The sequence below is a fragment of the Marivirga tractuosa genome (assembly GCF_042140215.1).
Taxonomy (GTDB): domain Bacteria; phylum Bacteroidota; class Bacteroidia; order Cytophagales; family Cyclobacteriaceae; genus Marivirga; species Marivirga tractuosa_A.
Map to the genome: position 1 here is coordinate 83,997 of NZ_CP159478.1, position 19,174 is coordinate 103,170.

Annotated in this window: 16 protein-coding genes; 9 read left to right on the forward strand and 7 right to left on the reverse strand. The window is 34.4% G+C overall.

Annotated elements, in window-relative coordinates; genetic code table 11:
• Nucleotides 1-53 precede the first annotated feature (53 nt).
• The 4 genes from ABWH96_RS00385 to ABWH96_RS00400 all read left to right on the forward strand — a co-directional run bounded on the left by ABWH96_RS00385 (nucleotide 54) and on the right by ABWH96_RS00400 (nucleotide 3,644).
• A complete protein-coding gene (locus ABWH96_RS00385) occupies nucleotides 54-971 on the forward strand; it encodes a YihY/virulence factor BrkB family protein (RefSeq protein ID WP_375579567.1) in 918 nt (305 codons plus the stop codon).
• A 191-nt stretch (nucleotides 972-1,162) separates the two neighbouring features.
• Nucleotides 1,163-2,191 carry a carboxypeptidase-like regulatory domain-containing protein gene (locus ABWH96_RS00390; protein WP_375579568.1) on the forward strand — a complete coding sequence of 343 codons (1,029 nt, stop codon included), beginning with the start codon at nucleotides 1,163-1,165 and terminating at the stop codon, nucleotides 2,189-2,191.
• A 134-nt stretch (nucleotides 2,192-2,325) separates the two neighbouring features.
• Nucleotides 2,326-2,745, forward strand: coding sequence for a DUF1801 domain-containing protein (locus ABWH96_RS00395; RefSeq protein ID WP_375579569.1), 420 nt, complete (start codon nucleotides 2,326-2,328; stop codon nucleotides 2,743-2,745).
• 218 nt (nucleotides 2,746-2,963) lie between these two features.
• Nucleotides 2,964-3,644 carry a hypothetical protein gene (locus tag ABWH96_RS00400; protein WP_375579570.1) on the forward strand — a complete coding sequence of 227 codons (681 nt, stop codon included), beginning with the start codon at nucleotides 2,964-2,966 and terminating at the stop codon, nucleotides 3,642-3,644.
• A gap of 150 nt (nucleotides 3,645-3,794) precedes the next feature.
• Here the strand turns inward: ABWH96_RS00400 and ABWH96_RS00405 are convergent, their stop codons facing one another.
• The 3 genes from ABWH96_RS00405 to ABWH96_RS00415 are packed head-to-tail and all read right to left on the reverse strand — an operon-like array spanning nucleotide 3,795 to nucleotide 10,197.
• The gene (locus ABWH96_RS00405) at nucleotides 3,795-4,391 is read right to left on the reverse strand and encodes a lipoprotein signal peptidase (RefSeq protein ID WP_375579571.1); all 597 of its coding nucleotides are present in this window, start codon (nucleotides 4,389-4,391) and stop codon (nucleotides 3,795-3,797) included.
• Between the two features lie 2 nt (nucleotides 4,392-4,393).
• Entirely contained in the window at nucleotides 4,394-7,756 is a 3,363-nt protein-coding gene (gene ileS / locus ABWH96_RS00410) for an isoleucine--tRNA ligase (RefSeq protein ID WP_375579572.1), read from the reverse strand.
• Nucleotides 7,757-7,758: 2 nt separating this feature from the next.
• A complete protein-coding gene (locus ABWH96_RS00415; RefSeq protein ID WP_375579573.1) occupies nucleotides 7,759-10,197 on the reverse strand; it encodes an RND family transporter in 2,439 nt (812 codons plus the stop codon).
• Nucleotides 10,198-10,353: 156 nt separating this feature from the next.
• On the opposite strand from ABWH96_RS00415, the gene ABWH96_RS00420 reads away from it, so the two are divergent.
• Nucleotides 10,354-11,481 carry an NAD(P)/FAD-dependent oxidoreductase gene (locus ABWH96_RS00420; RefSeq protein ID WP_375579574.1) on the forward strand — a complete coding sequence of 376 codons (1,128 nt, stop codon included), beginning with the start codon at nucleotides 10,354-10,356 and terminating at the stop codon, nucleotides 11,479-11,481.
• Between the two features lie 36 nt (nucleotides 11,482-11,517).
• On the opposite strand, the gene ABWH96_RS00425 is transcribed toward ABWH96_RS00420, so the two are convergent.
• Entirely contained in the window at nucleotides 11,518-12,897 is a 1,380-nt protein-coding gene (locus ABWH96_RS00425; protein WP_375579575.1) for a choice-of-anchor Q domain-containing protein, read from the reverse strand.
• Entirely contained in the window at nucleotides 12,881-13,951 is a 1,071-nt protein-coding gene (gene prfA, locus ABWH96_RS00430; protein ID WP_375579576.1) for a peptide chain release factor 1, read from the reverse strand. Before prfA ends, ABWH96_RS00425 begins: the two co-directional genes overlap by 17 nt.
• A gap of 253 nt (nucleotides 13,952-14,204) precedes the next feature.
• On the opposite strand from prfA, the gene ABWH96_RS00435 reads away from it, so the two are divergent.
• The 4 genes from ABWH96_RS00435 (at nucleotide 14,205) to ABWH96_RS00450 (ending at nucleotide 17,405) form a co-directional block, all read left to right on the forward strand.
• Entirely contained in the window at nucleotides 14,205-14,447 is a 243-nt protein-coding gene (locus ABWH96_RS00435) for a YfiR family protein (protein ID WP_375579577.1), read from the forward strand.
• The gene (locus ABWH96_RS00440; protein WP_375579578.1) at nucleotides 14,431-14,724 is read left to right on the forward strand and encodes a YfiR family protein; all 294 of its coding nucleotides are present in this window, start codon (nucleotides 14,431-14,433) and stop codon (nucleotides 14,722-14,724) included. Before ABWH96_RS00435 ends, ABWH96_RS00440 begins: the two co-directional genes overlap by 17 nt.
• 97 nt (nucleotides 14,725-14,821) lie before the next feature.
• On the forward strand, nucleotides 14,822-16,741 hold the full coding sequence (locus ABWH96_RS00445) for a GAF domain-containing protein (RefSeq protein WP_375579579.1): 1,920 nt from the start codon (nucleotides 14,822-14,824) through the stop codon (nucleotides 16,739-16,741).
• A gap of 4 nt (nucleotides 16,742-16,745) precedes the next feature.
• The gene (locus ABWH96_RS00450) at nucleotides 16,746-17,405 is read left to right on the forward strand and encodes a DUF3365 domain-containing protein (RefSeq protein WP_375579580.1); all 660 of its coding nucleotides are present in this window, start codon (nucleotides 16,746-16,748) and stop codon (nucleotides 17,403-17,405) included.
• 24 nt (nucleotides 17,406-17,429) lie between these two features.
• Here ABWH96_RS00450 and ABWH96_RS00455 read toward each other — a convergent pair whose 3' ends face one another.
• Both ABWH96_RS00455 and ABWH96_RS00460 read right to left on the reverse strand, forming a co-directional pair.
• A complete protein-coding gene (locus tag ABWH96_RS00455) occupies nucleotides 17,430-17,831 on the reverse strand; it encodes a response regulator (protein WP_375579581.1) in 402 nt (133 codons plus the stop codon).
• Between the two features lie 34 nt (nucleotides 17,832-17,865).
• A complete protein-coding gene (locus ABWH96_RS00460) occupies nucleotides 17,866-19,119 on the reverse strand; it encodes a phospholipase (protein ID WP_375579582.1) in 1,254 nt (417 codons plus the stop codon).
• Nucleotides 19,120-19,174: the final 55 nt, after the last annotated feature.

Consider the following 19,174-nt stretch of genomic DNA (forward strand, 5'->3'; position numbering starts at 1 on the left):
TTAATTTGCTCGTTTGTCTTATTATTAAAATAACTAATCGGGAAATTATAGGAATGGCAAAATTTTTAAAAAAGTGGTTTCAAATATTTAAGAATTCGGGTATTAAATTCTTTGAAGAAAACCCTTTTAAACATAGTGCTTCTACTGCTTATTTCACCATTTTTTCTTTGCCTGCTATTGGCTTGGTCGCTATTACTGTCGCAGGATATTTCTACGAAGATGATGTAGTTAGAACTCAGTTTTTGGATCAGATTAATCAATTAATGGGTGAATCCAGTTCAGAGCAAATAGACAGTTTATTATCCTCTGCAACTGTGCAAACTGATCGGGTTTTATTTCAAATTATTGGGATAGGAACTCTGCTTTTCAGTGCAACCACAGTATTTATATCTTTACAAGATAGCTTAAATACCATTTGGAGCATCAAAGCAAAACCTAAAAAAGGTATCATTAAATTCATCATTAACAGATTGCTTTCTTTGGCCATGATAGCTGCATTAGGCTTTTTATTGCTAGTATCTTTGTTAGCAGATACGGTCATTTCTTTTATTCAAACACATATAAAAGAGATTTTAGATGGAGCCACCATTTATATCATTCAGATAATGAATCTTGCTATTTCTCTCGGTTTTATCACCATAGTATTTGCCATAATATTTAAAATACTTCCTGATGCTAAACTTAAATGGAGGGATGTATGGGTAGGTGCTTTTGTAACCACCGTTTTGTTTGTGGCAGGTAAATTTGCTTTGGGCTTCTATTTAGGAACAGCTAACCTGACAGACTCTTATGGAGCAGCAGGTTCTTTTGTAGCGATTCTGGTTTGGGTTTATTACTCTGTATTAATTCTATTATTTGGTGCACAAGTGACTTTCGTTTATTCGAAGGAAATGGGAAGGATTATTCTACCGAAGGAAGGTGCTGTTGCCGTGAGTATTACAGAAGTTGAAAGGGAAAGGGGGACAGGTTGAATAAATCATTCAAAAAATGAACTTATTTATTTTTTTATAATGATGTACAATTACTTTTTTCCTAGACTTTTTCTATTCCCAATGAAACTAAACAACACTTCTTACCTCTCTGGACTTTTGGAATTTAAATGTATATAGTTGAGATGATGGTATCATTTTTGACGGTGCATTATACATTTTAATTCCTTCACATGAATAAACAAATACTGATCATATTTCTATTTCTTTCTCTATTTATATCTTTTGAACTATTATCTCAAAAAATCTCAGGGACAGTAATTAACCCTTCAGGCGAACCCTTAACTGGGGCCTCAGTCTATATTGATGGAACTACCATTGGAGATATAACAGATGTAAATGGAGCATTTAGTTTTAAGATAAAACCTGAAATCAATGCTGTTTTGATTGTTAGTTTTGTTGGTTATAAGACATTATATCTAAATAAACCATCAACAGAGAAACCATACACATTTCAGCTAGAAGAGGATGTATCTGTAATGGGTGAAGTAAAAGTTTATAACAACCCATTTTCACGAAAACAGCTTATGAAAGCATTCAAAGAACAATTTATTGGAGATAGACGGCTACAAAGAGAATGTATTATTTTGAATGAAGAAGACATCAGATTTCGATATAACCCTGAGTCCTTAATTTTCTCCGCTTTTGCCGATCAACCACTTGAAATCGAAAATCTATATTTAGGCTACAATATCACATATAACCTGATCAAATTTGAAGTACAGTTTAAGGATTTTTCTTTGAAAGAAGACCTCATTAAATCCAGCCTATTTTCTGGTACAACACAGTTTAAACCATTGCTTTCAAGCAAGAGAGTTGAAAAAAGGAGAATGAAGGCTTATCAAAACTCTTCTTTATCGTTTTTTAGAGCCTTGAAAGCAAGTAAATTAGATGAAAATGGGTTTCGCCTTTATCATAATGGCTACCGTACAAGTGCAAAGAATCTGATGGATTTCCAAGAAGTAGGAACAATCACGAAAATTAAGGTGAAACAGCAAAAAAGAGGGTTTAATGGTAAAAATTTTGTTGCCAGATTTGACATCCTGTTCAATGGGAAGGAAAGATCTTCTGTTAGCTTTTACACCAGTAATTTTATGATTGATGGCTATGGATTGTATTCCAATTTTGATAAAATATTATTTTCAGGAGCTATTTCGGAAAAAAAGATGGCCATGATTTTACCCGCTGATTTTGGAATGTGAATTTATCTTTAAATTGTTCACAGCATTCTAAATGTTAAAGTTGCTTTTTAAGTAATACAAAAAATGTGAGGAGCTATAAGTTAAATGGTCGCTAAATTTCATATATTTTTGAATTATAACCTCAGCCAACTAAAATGGAATTAAAAAGTGATCTAAGAGTAAAGGAAGTATTTGATCAATATCCAGAATCGGTAAAATCCCAATTATTGGATTTAAGAGAATTGGTTTTGAATACAGCATCGGAAATTGATGGCCTTGTGAAACTAGAAGAAACCCTAAAATGGGGAGAACCAAGCTATTTGACAAAACATGGAAGCACACTTAGAATGGATTGGAAAAAGAAAAACCCAGAACAGTTCGCTTTATATTTTAAGTGCACTTCAAAATTAGTGGAGACTTTCAAAATACTATATAAAGACAAACTGAGATTTGAAGGGACAAGGGCAATCGTATTTCATATTGATGAAAAACTTCCTGAAAAGGAAATAAAACATTGTATTACACTAGCTTTAACTTATCATAAAATAAAGCACCTTCCGATGTTAGGGGCATAAATAATTTATATTTTGAAAACGCTCTAGTTTTTGATAGTATAAAAAAATTAAATATTGATTCTGAATTAAAATAGAACGAAGTAAGTTTCCCTAACAAATGATTTAATAATAGAATACGCTATATCCTTTTCATAAGCTTTAGGTTTTGTACCTTTGCATTTCAAGCATACTAAATGCTCATAAGCATTAGGTCTGAATAATTCTAAGAATATATTACCATGGGAAAAGAGGAGAAAATGAAGGAGGAAAATAAAAATAGTTATGAAGCACTTAAAGCTTTATATTATTCGGGTAAGGTAAGACCTTCTCTCAATAAAGTTACGGCAGAATTAGAAAATGATACTGAAAACTTGCCACTCACGCTTTTGGCATGCCAAATTTTAGAAAGAACTAAAGAGTTTGATCGTTTATCCACCTATTCAGATGCAGTTATTAAGTTATCACCTGAAATTTCTGATGGTTATTATTACAAAGGTGTGGCGCTACAATTCGTGAAAGGAAAAGAGCAAGAAGCTTTAAAAAACTTGAATAAAGCTCTAAAAATTGAACCAGAAAACACACTTTACCTAAAAACAAAAGCCTCCACTCACCTCTCACTTTTTAAAGATTTTGATTTACCCCTAAAATTTGCAGAACAGCACAGGGTAAAATCTGAAACATCGTTATTAAAAGTAATTGAGTTAATTGAGAAAAAGGAAAACCCTAGCTATAAAGAATTCTATATTCTCGCTGAGGTAAATATGATGATCGACTTAGCTTTAAATGCCAAAATGTATTACTTAAAAGCAGTAAATGCTTATGAGGCAACTGATGAATCAGAACAGGATAAGAATATCTATAAAGACATCATTAAAGCTCAAAAGAAATGCATTAAACAGCTAGAGAAGTTTACGGAGTAATCATTCTAATGAATTAAAAACTATTTAATTTCTGAATTCAATTTTTCTAATTCTAATAAACCCAAGTGCAAAAGAGGACATTTGCACTATCTCGTTATTTTAGATGAAGGAGTCTCAAAAATTATTAATTAAAAAATTACTAATTATTAATTATCCTGCAGTTTCATTCTTAACAGCCTTAAAGAACTTCTTTTGGAAAATTAAAATTACAGCTACACCAGTGAAGATAGCTGCATCGGCTACATTGAATATAGGCCATAGGGAAATATAATCTCCACCCCAGAATGGTATCCATTCAGCTACTCTTCCTTCCCAAATATCGATATAGAACATATCTACTACTTGGCCGTGGAACCATGGGGAAATAGCATTATAAGGAGCATTATCCAACCAAACCCCATAGAAAATACTATCAATTAAGTTACCAATTGCTCCGGCTAAAACCGCTGCCATACTCCATAGAACACCTGGGTGTGTTTTTTCTTTAGCTAATTTATAAAGATAGTAGGCAATGAAAAACATAGCGACCAAGCGGAATAAGCTTAAGCCTAATTTGCCATATTCAGAGCCAAATTGCATGCCAAAAGCCATACCTGGATTAAGCGTATAGTATAATTTAAACCAGTCGCCAAAGACTTCGATTTGACCTGCTATGCCCATTTCCATATTCGTATGAACCCAAAGCTTAACGGCTTGGTCAAGGGCAATTAAAAAGAATGTCAGTAAAAAATATTTTGTGTATTTCACATTTATTGGTTTTTCACCACTAAGGACAATTCAATTTTCAAATCGTCTATCTCTAATTCCGTGGTTTCGGTTAAATTTTCAGCCAAATCTAATGAAACTGCCTGAGTTTCGGAACAAATGTAATCTTTGTTTTGTGAAATTGCTGTGTCCACTAATTCATTTCCTTTTTTGACAGCCACTGCTATTTTATCCTGAACCTCCAACCCTTTCTCTTTTCTTAGGTTTTGGATACGGTTCACCAAATCTCTAGCAAAGCCTTCCCTTCTTAAATCATCATCTATGCTAATATCCAAAGCAACCGTAATGCCTGCTTCAGAAGCTACTGACCAGCCTGGGATGTCCTGAGAAGTGATTTCTACATCTTCCAAAGTCAATGTATGTTTTTCTCCATCCACTTCTATATTAAAAGCATTATTTTGCTCTATTTTAGCAATTTCTTCCTGTCCCCATTTATTGATGATTTGAGTAACCACTTTCATTTTAGGACCAAAATGCTGCCCTAATTTTCTGAAGTTAGGTTTTACATTTTTCACTAATACACCGGAAGCATCATCTATATATTCGATAGATTTCACATTTACTTCAGAGATAATCAAATCTTCTACTGCTTCAATTTGCTTACGTGTTTTATCGTTTAAAACAGGCACCAATATTTTATGTAGCGGTTGTCTTACTTTGATTTTCTGTGCTTTACGAATAGAATGAGTCAATGAACTTATATGCTGTGCCAAATACATTCGCTCCTCCAAATCTTTATTGATGACATTTTCATCTGCTTGAGGGAAATCCACCAAATGAACAGATTCCTCCGACATTCTACCGCTCACTTTATTTAAGCTTTGGAATAAATTATCCATATAGAAAGGAGCAATTGGCGCACTTAAAATAGCAATGCTTTCCAAACACTCATAAAGTGATTGATAAGCTGCTTTTTTATCTTCATTATATTCCCCTTTCCAGAAACGCTTACGGTTCAATCGCACATACCAATTACTCACATCATCTTGAACGAAATCTTGGATTAATCGAGCAGCACGGGTAGGCTCATAATCATCATAAGCAGCATCAACTGCTTTCTTTAAGGAATTTAGTTTTGATAAAATCCATCGGTCACTTTCTGTTCGTTTTTCTAATGGAATGCTTTCACCTTCGAAAGTGAAGCCATCCAAATTGGCATAAAGCGCGAAGAAATTATAAGTGTTTTGTAGAGTACCGAAGAACTTACGCTGTACTTCTTCTACTCCCTGCAAATTGAATTTTAGGTTATCCCAAGGATTTGCATTGGCAATCATATACCAACGAGTGGCATCGGGACCGTATTTCTTCAAGGTTTCAAATGGATTGATCGCATTGCCCAATCGCTTGGACATTTTATTTCCATCCTTATCCAATACCAACCCATTGGCGATAACATTTTTGTAAGCCACTGAATCAAACAACATTCCTGAAATAGCATGCAATGTAAAGAACCAACCACGGGTTTGATCCACTCCCTCAGCTATGAAATCAGCAGGATAGTTTTTGTCGAAAGTCTCATTATTTTCAAAAGGATAATGCCATTGTGCATAAGGCATAGCTCCGGAATCGAACCAAACGTCAATCAAATCAGGTTCACGGAACATTTTCTGACCAGATTCACTGGTTAAAATCACATCATCAACATATGGGCGGTGCAAATCGAAATCTTCAGCCAATTCTTCTCCCATAAAACTTGCTTTCACAGATTTTCTTACTTCATTTCTTAACTCTTCTAATGAACCAATGCAGATTTGCTCTTTGCGATCTTCTGTTACCCAAATTGGTAAAGGAGTCCCCCAATATCTTGATCTACTTAAGTTCCAGTCCACTAAATTCTCTAACCAGTTACCAAAACGACCTTCACCGGTAGAAGCTGGCTTCCAGTTAATAGTTTTATTTAATTCTACCAATCTATCTTTCATCGCAGTGGTTTTGATAAACCAAGAATCCAATGGATAATATAAGATTGGCTTATCTGTTCTCCAGCAATGAGGATAGGAGTGCTCGTATTTTTCTACTTTAAAAGCCTTATTATCTTCTTTTAGTTTGATGGCAATCAGAACATCAGTCGGTTTGAAGTCAGGATCATTACGAGTGGCATCGTCATAATATTCTTCCTTGACATACTTGCCAGCAAAATCTGTTACCTCAGTAACAAATCTTCCTTTTTTGTCTACCAAAGGCGTATCTTTTCCTTGCTCATCCTTCACCATTACGGCCGGAACGTTATTTTGCTGCGCTACTTTAAAGTCATCTGCACCAAAAACAGAAGCGGTGTGTACAATTCCAGTACCATCCTCAGTAGTTACGAAATCACCAGGAATTACTCGGAACGCATTTTTCTCTAATTCCTCTGAAGTAACATAAGGCATCAATTGTTCATAGCGTGTTTCCACTATGTCTTTACCCTTGAAGGTTTGGGCAATCTCAAATGGAATTAATTTATCTCCAGCCTTATAATCTTCCAGTTTTAAGTCCTTTGCTTTGGCGTTAAACTGTTTGCTTACCAAATCTTTAGCTAGAACCACAGAAACTGCTTCGTAAGTATATTGATTGAAAGTTTTCACTTTCACATAGTCAATTTTTTCACCTACCGCCAGTGCACAATTGGAAGGCAAAGTCCAAGGCGTGGTAGTCCAGGCTAAGAATCGAACATCTTCCTCTTCATTTTCAAAAAGGAAAGCCGATTTATCATCTTTCTTCACTTTAAATTGCGCAGTTACCGATGTGTCTTTCACATCACGATAACAACCAGGCTGATTCAATTCATGTGAACTTAATCCAGTTCCTGCAGCAGGGGAGTAAGGCTGAACAGTATAACCTTTATATAATAAATCTTTATCGTAAAATTTCTTCAGCAAATGCCATAGGGTTTCCATGTATTTGCGATCGAAGGTGATATAAGGATCATCCAAATCCACCCAATAACCCATTTTTCGGGTCAAATCATCCCATTCGCCTTTGAATTTCATGACTGCCTTTTTGCATCTGTCATTATATTCGGCAACGGAAATTTTCTTTCCAATATCTTCTTTGGTGATGCCTAACTCCTTTTCTACCTGCAATTCAACAGGCAAACCATGAGTGTCCCATCCACCTTTTCTTTTTACTTGAAAGCCTTTTAAGGTTTTATATCTACAAAAAATATCTTTTACTGCTCGCGCCATCACATGGTGAATACCAGGAGTACCATTTGCTGAAGGTGGTCCTTCATAAAAAGTAAAAGTCGGTTTTCCCTCACGGGTAGTCATTGATTTTTGAAATATGTCATTCTTATTCCAAAACTCTAGGACTTCATCTGCCAGCTCGGCATAATTCAGATTTTTGTATTCTTTATATTGACCCATTTTTATGATTCTTTCTGATCCTCTGGCTTATAAGGAACTTTAGGTTCTGCTTTTTTAATTCTTTTTATATTGATCTCTTCGTCTTCAGCTTCCATATAGAAGTCATCATCATATTGCTCAATCAGCGGATGGCTTCCTTTTCTGCGTTTTCCATCATCAAACGTTAGCAATAGAGAAGGTAAAACTAGCAAATTGGTAAGCATTGCCACCAGAAGTGTGGTGGAAGTTAAAGCTCCCAAAGCTACTGTACCTCCAAAACTTGAAGTCACAAAAATAATAAAGCCAGCAAAAAGTACAACAGATGTGTAAATCATACTTTTACCGGTTTCCTTTAAGGTTTTAGTAACAGCTAATGGAACAAAGAAATTATTGGCAAAAAGCTCTTGCCTGTATTTTGCTAAAAAGTGAATAGTGTCATCCACAGAAATACCGAATGCGATACTAAATACCAATACTGTACTTGGTTTTAGTGGTACTCCCAAATAGCCCATTAATCCACCCGTAATTAACAAAGGAATTACATTAGGAACTAAAGAAATGATAATCATCCTAATATTCTGGAAGAGAATCCCCATCACTATTGCTATAATACCAAAAGCAATTAAAAGGCTGAACCTTAAATTCTCAACCAAATATTCATTCCCCTTTATAAAGATAGGCGTGGTACCGGTGATTTGAATATCAAAATCATCTCCTTCAAATATTTCGTTCATTCGAGGTTTTATAGAACCTTCTAAAAGTGCGTTCATCTTATCGGAACCAATATCCGCAATCTTCAATGAAATCCTCATGGTTGAGAGCTCCTCATTGGTAAAATTATTCATTACAGATATATTGTCTTCATCTTGTTGAAGATAACGCATAATGAAATTATAGTCACGCGAAGTAGGTAAATCATAGAAAGCGGGATTCCCGTTATAATATGCTTGGCGAGCAGCTTTCACCATATTGACAACTGAAATAGGCTGGCTTATAGATGGAATACTATCCAAAAACTGTTGAAATTGATCAACTTTTCTTAACGTTTTTCTTTGAACGATTCCTCTTTTATTCTTGGTGTCAATTACGATCTCCAAAGGCATTATTCCACTGAAATTTTCTTCAAAGAAACGTAAATCCTTAATGGTTTTTCCATCCTTTGGTAAATCATCCACCATATGACTGATTGAATTCAGTTGGAATCCACCAATAAAAGCAAACACTACAATTACGACAGTTATAAAATAAATAATGGTTCTATGGTAATGCACCGATCTATTAAGCCACCTTAAAGCATAATCTGTCATTTTGAAGTTCATATGCTTCAATTGCTTTCTTCCTGGCTCTGGCAAATAAGAGAATACCGCAGGAATTAATATAATACTGACAATGAAAGTGGCAAAAATGTTGATCCCCGCTACTATACCAAATTCCGTTAGCAGTTTAATTTCCGTAAATGCTAAAACTAAAAATCCTACAGCAGTAGTGAAATTGGTAATCAATGTCACAATCCCGATTTTTCGTGTGATAGTGCTTATGGCTTTTATTTTATTGCCGTGCTCCTCAAATTCCTGATGGTATTTATTCAATAAATAAATACTATTGGGTATCCCAATGACGACTATAATGGTCGGTATCAGACTGGTCAAAATGGTGATTTTATAGCCCAGTAAATCCAAGGTTCCTACAGACCATATTACCACAGAAAATATCACCAATAAAGGGAAAAGTACTGCATCCCAAGAGCGGAAAAAGGCTAGCAAGATAAGTGCTGTAACAATTACAGAAAGCACTAACAATTGAATTATTTCCTGTCGGACTTTACTCATCATGGTAGAACGCACGAAAGGCAAACCTGCATAATGTAATTCTATACCGGTAGATTCTTCAAAAGCATCTCCTAATTGGGTGATATCAGACATTAATCTCTCTCTTTCAGGAGAATTGAAGATTTTTTCGTCTAAGGTGATGATTACTGCTGTAGCACCATTGTCTTTATTCAGCAATTGTGAAGAAAAGAATTTTTGACTCTCAATTTCCTGCAATAAAGTATCAAGCGTAGCTTGGTTTTCTGGCAACTCATTTATTAGCGGTTGCATTTCGAATTTACGCTCTTCAGAGTTTTTTTGCAGTTTTTGTAGATTGGCAATCGAAAGGATATTATTTACTCCTTTAACATCTTTTAAAGCATTAGAGAAATATTGAAGTCTTGCAAAATTCTGTGGAGTATACAGTGCACTATCTTTTATTCCAAGGGCAAGTATGTTATCATCTACTCCAAAATTTCTTTCAAACTCCTGTAAAGCTTTATAATCTTCATCAGTTTCAGGAACTAGTTTTGCCAAATCATAATCCAGTTCTACATTTCGGGCACGATAACCCATGAAAATGGTCACCAAAACCAAAATGATGATGAGAGGCAGTCGATATTTTATTACGTTATGCGCTAGTTGTGTCCACATATTTTTAAACAAGCCACAAAGGTAATGATTTTTCCAGTCGAGACACTCTGAAAACCATGCTTTTCAGCTTAAATGTAGTATTTTTATAAATTTTAAATTTAGATTGTAAAACTACTTGACGAAGAGAGTGTTTAAGAGTTAAATAAAATTGAGATTTTGGATAAAAATAAGTTTCAGGTAATAGTTGTCGGTGGAGGATTGGCAGGATTAATTTCTTCCATCTGTTTGCAAAGGTCAGGAGTGAATACGCTATTGATTGAAAAGAAATCTTATCCTTTTCATAGAGTTTGTGGTGAATACATTTCTATGGAGGTAAAACCATTTTTAGAACGCATGGATTTATTTCCAGAACACTTAAAACCTTCATTACTCACTCAATTCCAATTATCTGATATTAAAGGAAATACTACTGAAGTGGAATTGCCTTTAGGCGGATTTGGCATCAGTCGCTTTAAGCTGGATGAATTTTTATTCCAGAAAGCATTAGATGCTGGAGTGGATGTGAAAACTCGAAGCGAAGTAACGAATATTTCTTTTCAAAAAAATGAGTTTTCCGTCCATCTGAAAACTGGAGAATCCTTGACTTCAGAATTTGTAATCAACGCTTATGGTAAAAGATCGAGATTGGATAAAACCTTTGACCGGAATTTCATCAATAAGAAATCTCCCTTTTTAGGTGTGAAATATCATGCAAAAGTTGATTTTCCTAAAGATGTTATTGGCCTTTATAACTTCAAAGGAGGCTATTGTGGTGTAAGTCATGTTGAAGGTGATAAAGTTAATATTTGCTATTTGAGCAGAAGGGAAAATTTGAAGGGACATGGAGGCATAGCCGAAATGGAAGAAGCCATTTTACATCAAAATCCAATCTTGAAAAATATTTTTGAAAGAGCTGAAATGCTATTTGAGAAACCAGAAGTCATTAATGAAATCTCTTTTGAGCGTAAAGACTCAGTGGAAAATCACATGCTGATGGCAGGGGATACTGCAGGGCTCATTACCCCACTTTGTGGAAATGGAATGGCAATGGCGATTCATAGTGGATATTTGGCGAGTACCTCTATCCTCAATTTTTATGAAGATAAATTAAAGACCAGGCAGGAAGTGGAAACAAAATATAAAAATATGTGGCAGAAGAATTTTTCAAAAAGATTGTGGGTAGGGCGTAAAACTCAAAATCTATTTGGGAATCAAATGCGTGCGGGTATTTCAGTTAAATTTGTGAAAAACTTCCCTCTACTAGCAAAAAAGCTTATTCAGCAAACGCATGGAGAGGTTTTTTGAGGGAAATAAATGCTTTAATTAAATTATTCCTTTTCCTTATTCTACTTTAAATTCAAAAGCACCTATATCTGGTTTATCATCCCGTGTATTTCCTTTTATATCAAAATTAAACTGTGTGGATAAACCTGCATCAATCACAGGAGAGCTCTCTAATAGGTTGAAATCTTCATCATTGACTTCAACAAAAGCAGGATCTTGATTTCTTATGGAATTATTCTCACTAAGAACTTCAATTGTACTTTTGAATAAATTATGTGAAAAGGAAAAGTTTAAATTACCCCCTACTTGTTCAAAAAACTGAATCTCATCCGTAATTCTTCCATATATAATAGTATTCAAGAGTTGAACCTCCATTGGGGCAATAATCTCATTTTCATTGTTATCAAGTGCCGAGTCCGAAAAGAAAGCAGCTGGGTTTTCTCTATTAGTATTTAAATAATTAGCAATAGTGCAATGAGTATAATAGGCGCTTCCTCCGCCTGTATGTGAAACAGTACCAGAAGCAGTATTGTAGAAAACAGAATTCACAGCAGCAAAATCACTATTTAAAGATATGACAGAAGAAATGGCCATATTGCCCACAAAACAATTTTCCAGAGTCACATCTGGGTCATTGTCTGGATTAAAAATATTGAGATTTAACCCAAAAAGAGCATTTTTTATAGTAGTGTGTTTAAGGTAATTGTCTTTACTGTTTTCAAGAAACACAATTCCTCCCCATTGTCCAGGAGAACTTGCAAATGGTTCATCTAGTCGATCATTTGTAAAAATTATAGGGTTTTCAAGGTTTCCTTCAGCCTGTAAGCTTCCATCCACAATAAGAAATGTTTCGGTTGCACTGTAAATTTTGGTGCCTGGCTCAATGCTCAAAACACATGAAGAATCTACCTGAATCGATCCTGATAGAACATAAGGTTTTTCAGAATTCCATCTTGTATCACAAGATAAAATAGAATCTGAGAGATAATTAGCATTTTGTCCCCATGCTTCAAAAACCACAGATTGAATGTTTTCTTGATTTTCTACTTCTAAATAATCTCTAATAACGAAAGGATTATTTTCATTTCCTTGATCAATATTGGCAGAAACTAACAAAAGCAGGCTGTCCTCGGCTAATAGTAGCTGGTCCGAAAAAGATGATTGTGTTCTACCATTTAAGGTTAGTTGAAAGGATTGGCTTTGATTTCTTAACCTAATAGATGAAATAGTGATCGCCTGACTAGTTGGGTTCTTGATTTTAAGTCTTTTGGTAATGCTTAACCTTTCTGAAAATAAAGTGTCAAATTGTAGTGTGTCTGTAGAAAAAGATAGATTTACTGGTTCAGAAGTTGGTTCTGGCTCATAAGAACAAGAAGCAAATACTGAGAAAAGTAAACCACAAATTACAATTAAAAAGTCCTTACTCAGCCGTTTCATCCAATTTGCTAGCGTTTTCGGCAATCTGTAAATTTTCGATAAGGTCTTCGATTTCACCATTCATGATATTTGGTAAATTATGCACCGTATAATTTATTCTGTGGTCGGTAACCCTTCCTTGCGGATAGTTGTAAGTTCTAATTTTATCTGACCTATCTCCGCTTCTAACTATACTTCTTCTTTGTGCACCTACTTCTTCATTTTGTTTTGCTAATTCTATCTCATACAAACGAGAACGCAATACTCTTAGTGCCTTATCAAAGTTTTTAAGCTGAGATTTTTGATCCTGACAAGTCACCACCAAACCTGTAGGTTCGTGAGTTAACCGAACTGCTGAATATGTAGTGTTCACTGACTGACCACCAGGCCCAGATGAACAGTAAGTATCTTTTCTGACGTCATTCATATCAATTTCAACTTCTACATCATCAATTTCTGGCAACACCGCAACAGTTGCTGCTGAAGTGTGCACCCTACCTTGAGTTTCAGTTGCAGGCACTCTTTGGACCCGGTGTACGCCAGACTCATATTTTAGTGTACCATAAGCATTTTTTCCAGTAACAGTGCTGATAATTTCTTTGTAACCTCCAGCTGTACCAAAGGTCAAATCCAATACCGTCAAGTTTAAGCTGTTTTTATCACAAAAGCGCTGATACATTTTGAAGAGATCACCAGCAAAAATAGCAGCTTCATCTCCACCTGTTCCAGCTCGTATTTCCAATACTGCATTTTTAGAGTCGTTAGGATCTTTAGGGATCAGCATCTTTTTCAATACATCCTCAAGCTTTTCTTTTTCTGGCTTTAATTCTTCCCATTCCATCTTGGCCATTTCCCTAAACTCTGGCTCTTTTTCATTCTCCAGAATATTTTTTGCTTGCTTGATGTCATCCAAAACTTTTGTGTAAGCATCATATACCTCCACAACTTTTTCCAAATCAGCATATTCTTTACTGAGTTCAGTAAATTTTTTCATGTCCGCCATAGCATCAGGTTGAACCATTAATTGGCCCACTTCCTGAAAGCGTTCTTTCATACGTTCTAATCTGTCTAACATCTAGCAATCAATTTATAGATGCAAAACTACTAAATATTAATCAATACATTAAAGCACAAAATTGATCATATTTAATGATTGTCAAAAGACAAGGACTTAATTCGAAGATTTTTCAGTGTGGTTCAGCGATTATTTCTTCTTTTTTCAGCGAAAAATGACTACTTTTTCACTTCAAAATAAAATAACAGTAGGTCAATTAACAGTTGAAAATAAAATTTACCTATAAATTATAAATAAAGAAGTTTATTTGCAGATGCGTCAATTTAAAATCATTGCCTTATTTTTTGTGTTTCTATTTGTCGCTAAAGACAGCATAGCACAGGAAAAAAACTATAGGTTTCACAAAGTGTTTTTCTATAGTTTCACAAAATATATAGAATGGCCTGAGGAAAAGAAAAAAGGTGATTTTGTAATTGCAGTAATGGGCAATTCGGAAATCATCCCTTTGTTAGAAGAAATGGCTGAAATCAAAAAAGTGGGTGATAGGCACGATTAAAGTTGTTCAGGTAAACAGTATAAATAAAGGAGACTTTTATCATATTTTATTTGTTCCTTCTGAACAGAATCAAAATTTTGCTGGATATAAAAAATCCTTAAGTAATCAACCTTGTTTATTAGTCACTGAATCTTCCGGAATGGCAAAAAATGGGTCTATGATAAATTTTAAAGATGTTGACGGTAAGCTTCGATTTGAAGTGAATACTAAAACATTGGAAAGCTCGGGTTTAAAAATGTCTCAAGAGCTTACTCGTTTTGGAGAAGAAATAAATTAAATATTACATAATAGCAGATGTAGATTTATTGGATTAAATTTATAATTCAATAATTTTCATTAAGTTTAAAAAAGAATAATTTTTTAAAGGCCAAAAGATGAAAAACTTTCGATTTACGATTGGTAATAAAATACTAGGCGGGTTTATCACCCTTATTTTAATTTTTATAGTGTATGCTGGCATCACTATTTTTACTGTTTCACAAAACAGTAATTTAACTGAAACAAATTCCAATGTAATAAAGCCTTCTTTAACTGGCATTAAGGATTTTAATCTTTTGATTATTCGATCTAAAATGCTAGTAACTAACTGGGTATATCTTCAAAGTAATGAAACAGATAAAGAAAGTTTAAAAGCTATTCACGAGGAAGAATATCCTGCCATGAAGGAAGAGATCACTGCTTTAAAGGAAAATTGGGATGATGAAGAACAAAGACTAGAAATGGACACGGTTTTCACTGAGTTCGAAAACCTAATGGAAGTTCAGAAGGAAATAATGGGCAGTCTGGTTACTTTTGAAGATTATGAGGATCCTATTGTCAAGTTTATGGCATCCGAGTCTATTGAAAGAGAGGTAATTCCAAGAACTGATACCGTAATTGCTCACTTAAATAATATTTTAGTTGAAAAACAACAGGAATCTGAGCAATACGAGGCTGAGGTTTTAGATTCTTCTAATAGTTTGAGAAATACTTCTATTATTTTGGGTGTTATTTTTGTGATTTTAGGATTGATCGGTGCCTTCTGGTTAGCTTCTTCCATCACGAAACCTGTAAATTATATTAAAGATATCATCGTGAAATTAGGTAAAGGAATATTACCTGAAAACAATGAAAGGAAATTCGGAAATGATGAGATTGGTGAAATGGCGGTAGCCGTTGGTCAATTAGTGGATGGATTGAAAGACACTTCTTATTTTGCGGAGAATATAGGAAATGGTAAATATGATTCTGATTATGAACCATTGAGTGAGGAAGATGTATTAGGAAATGCCCTTATAAACATGAGAGGCAATTTAAGAAAGGTAGCTGAAGAAGATAAGAAAAGAAACTGGTCTACAGAAGGGTTAGCCATGTTTGGAGATATTTTAAGAAAGAATAACGATAATATTGCTCTTCTTTCGGATGATATAATTTCGAACTTAGTGAAATATACTAAATCTAATCAAGGAGGTATTTTTGTTATCAATAGAGAGGACGATGATGACCCGTTTTTAGAATTAACGGCTTGCTATGCTTGGGATAAAAAGAAATATTTAGAACAGAAAATATACGAAGGAGAAGGATTGACAGGTCAAGCCTGGTTAGAAAGTGAGACTATTTACATGACTGAAGTACCACAAGATTATGTCATGATTACTTCAGGTCTTGGAGAGGCAAATCCTAATAGTATTTTGATAGTTCCATTGAAAGTAAATGAGGAAATATACGGTATTATAGAGCTGGCTTCTTTCAACGAATTTGCAGAACATGAAAGAGAATTTGTGGAGAAAATTGCAGAAAATATTGCCTCTACTATTTCATCTGTAAAAATTAATGAGAGAACTTCCAAATTGTTAGAGGAGTCAAGAGAGATGACTGAGCAAATGCGTTCTCAAGAAGAAGAGATGCGTCAGAATATGGAAGAACTTCAAGCGACTCAAGAGGAGATGGAACGTTCGCAACGTGAGAGAGAAGACAAAGAGAAAATCATCAATTATACCAATATGATGATTGAATTGGATGGCTCATTTTATATTAATAGCATTAATAATATTACTTCTGATAAATTAGGGTACTCCTCATCTGATTTAAACGGTTCTGAGCTATCAAAAATCGTTGAATCCAAAGATGTTTTAAAATCCATGAAAAGCTCTTTAGAATCAGGAAAAACTTGGTCTGGAGTAATAAAATTAAAGAATAAAACAGGTGAACTCGTAAATGCCCAATTCTCTTGCGGACCATTAAGCGGCCAAGACTCTGGTGGAAGCAGTTACTTATTGATAGGAGCTATAGTTTCTAATGAAGAATTAACATAAAATTATGTCAGCATTCTCTAAATTATCATTTGCACTTATTATTATGGTAGTTTGGTCATGTGGTTTCTCCACAGAAAAAAGAAGGCCTAAACAAATAGAGGATACACAAGAGCTACGTGAAGTAAAAAAAGTTTCTGAAGCTGATATTATCAATAAAACCACTAAGCTTGGTGATTCTATTTCTCAGTTAGCAGGTTCCGTTTTTATGGGTAAAATATCAGAGAAATATGCTGAGGGAGGATATAAAGCCGCAGCTGAATTTTGTAGTATAAATGCTTATCCGCTGACTGATAGTCTGGCAAATGAATATAAAGTTTTTTTAAAAAGAGTTAGCAACAAAAACAGGAATCCTGCAAATGCACCAACTGAACTAGAAAATCAAGTTTTGGAAGCCTATGAATATTCTGTAGAGCAAGGTGACAAATTAGGGGCCAATGTTCAATTTATTCGGCCAGGAGATACAATATTATATAATAAGCCCATCCGTATTCCATCTGAGCTATGCCTTAATTGCCATGGAAGCCCAAGTCAAATTTCAGAGGAGGTTCAATCTATATTAAAAGAAGAATATCCTAATGATAAGGCTACGGGCTATAAGGTAGGTGATTTAAGAGGAATGTGGAGTCTTAAGTTTTTGAAAAAAGAAATAGTTCAAGGATTATAATTTCATAAACTAAAATAGATTGTATCAACCTTTTCTGGGCATTTTTATTTTATTGAGATGATCTAGGCTTAGTGGTTTTTCTACATAATCTATTACCATATCATACTTTTCAGCCTTAACTCTGTCAGCTTTATTAATTGAAGAAGTTAAAATAATCACAGACACATTTTTGTCCATTCCCTTTTTGATAATTTCATCCATAACCTCCCAACCATCCAAAATGGGCATGTTTATATCTAATAGAATACAGTATGTTTTGGCATAACTGAAATAAGTATTAAAATAATCTACAGCATCTTTACCATTGTAAAAGCTTTTAGGGGCAGGATGAAAGTCATTTTCTTTTACATGTATTTCATGCAAAAAAACAGTCATTTCATCATCATCCACAATTAATACTTCAAAATTTCCGTCTGTTGATGACATACCCTAAAGTTAATAATATTTTATTTTAAATAATTTATAGACCAGAAGCAAAATATCTTGAAATAACATCTGAGAAGAATCTTCCACCTGCAGCTCCATGAATATCTTCCCGTGGAACATCACTACCAAATTCATAGGTTTCAAATAGTACTTCCTCACTCCCATTTGCAGTTAGGTTTTCAAAAGCATCTACAGAATTGAAATAAGGTACTAAGGCATCTTCTCTGCTATGATACAATTTAATTGGCGCTTCAGCTCTCCAATCATGTACGTCATTATCTGCTAAGGCAGCTCTAAATTCACTATCAGGATTATTTACTTCAGCAATAAACTCATCTGTGAAAATCTCTTGTGGGTTGGTATTTGAAATGGCAAAATAGCCATTATCACTTACTTCAGTTGCAAATGGTTCTTTTAAATAGTAACCCATACCTCTTTGAAGATATACTTTGTCATAAGTATCCATCACCCACAAATAAAGACTTATTGAAAAGTCTAATTCTCCTTCAAAATTGAATATGTAATCTCCAACTGCAGTTTTGTGATAAGCTCCTGCGCCCATTGCACTACGAATTATTTTAAATTCATTGCTATGATTTTCTTCTATGTATTTGTGTAAGGCCATAGTGGAATTTCCTCCTTGAGAATAGCCTAATAAGTGCAATTCTTCTACTTCTGTTTCCCCTTCTGTTCTCATATTGACTTCCAGGAATTCTGCATACTCTCTTGCTGCTACTAACATATCGTAACTTGTGGTGGCTGTCGTTTGCGCATGTTCATAGGGGTGAAACAAATCTCCTGTGCTGCCATATCCGATATAATCAGGTGCTGATATCATATAACCATTTGATGCAAAAAGAGCTGCTGATAGATGTATTTCTACATTATTTTCAGGTAAATATGAAGGAGCTCTATCTTCTTGATCTATTGAAGGGTTAGGGTCTTTTGCAAGAGTACTATGTTGAAAGCTGGTTAATTTCGCAGATCCTTTAACAATTGGGATTAATACTAATCCTGATGCCTCCACTTCTGACCCATCAAAATTTTGAGTCATATAGGTGATTCTATGCGCTGTAATATCGAAATTGACAAAACCAGAAACTAAATTATTGCCTCCAAAACGTGCAGATATTTCATCAGTAGAAATAGAATCTAAAAACTCATAATTGACTACATGTTGAAATTCAAAATCATTTTCGAGATCATCTTCCATGTCATTATTACAGGCAAAAAAGAAAACTGGAAGCAAAAGGAATGTAAATAATCGAAGAAACTTATTAGATTGCATATTCAGATTTTGTTAATTATTATTAAAGTATGATCTATATCAAGTAAAATTGTAA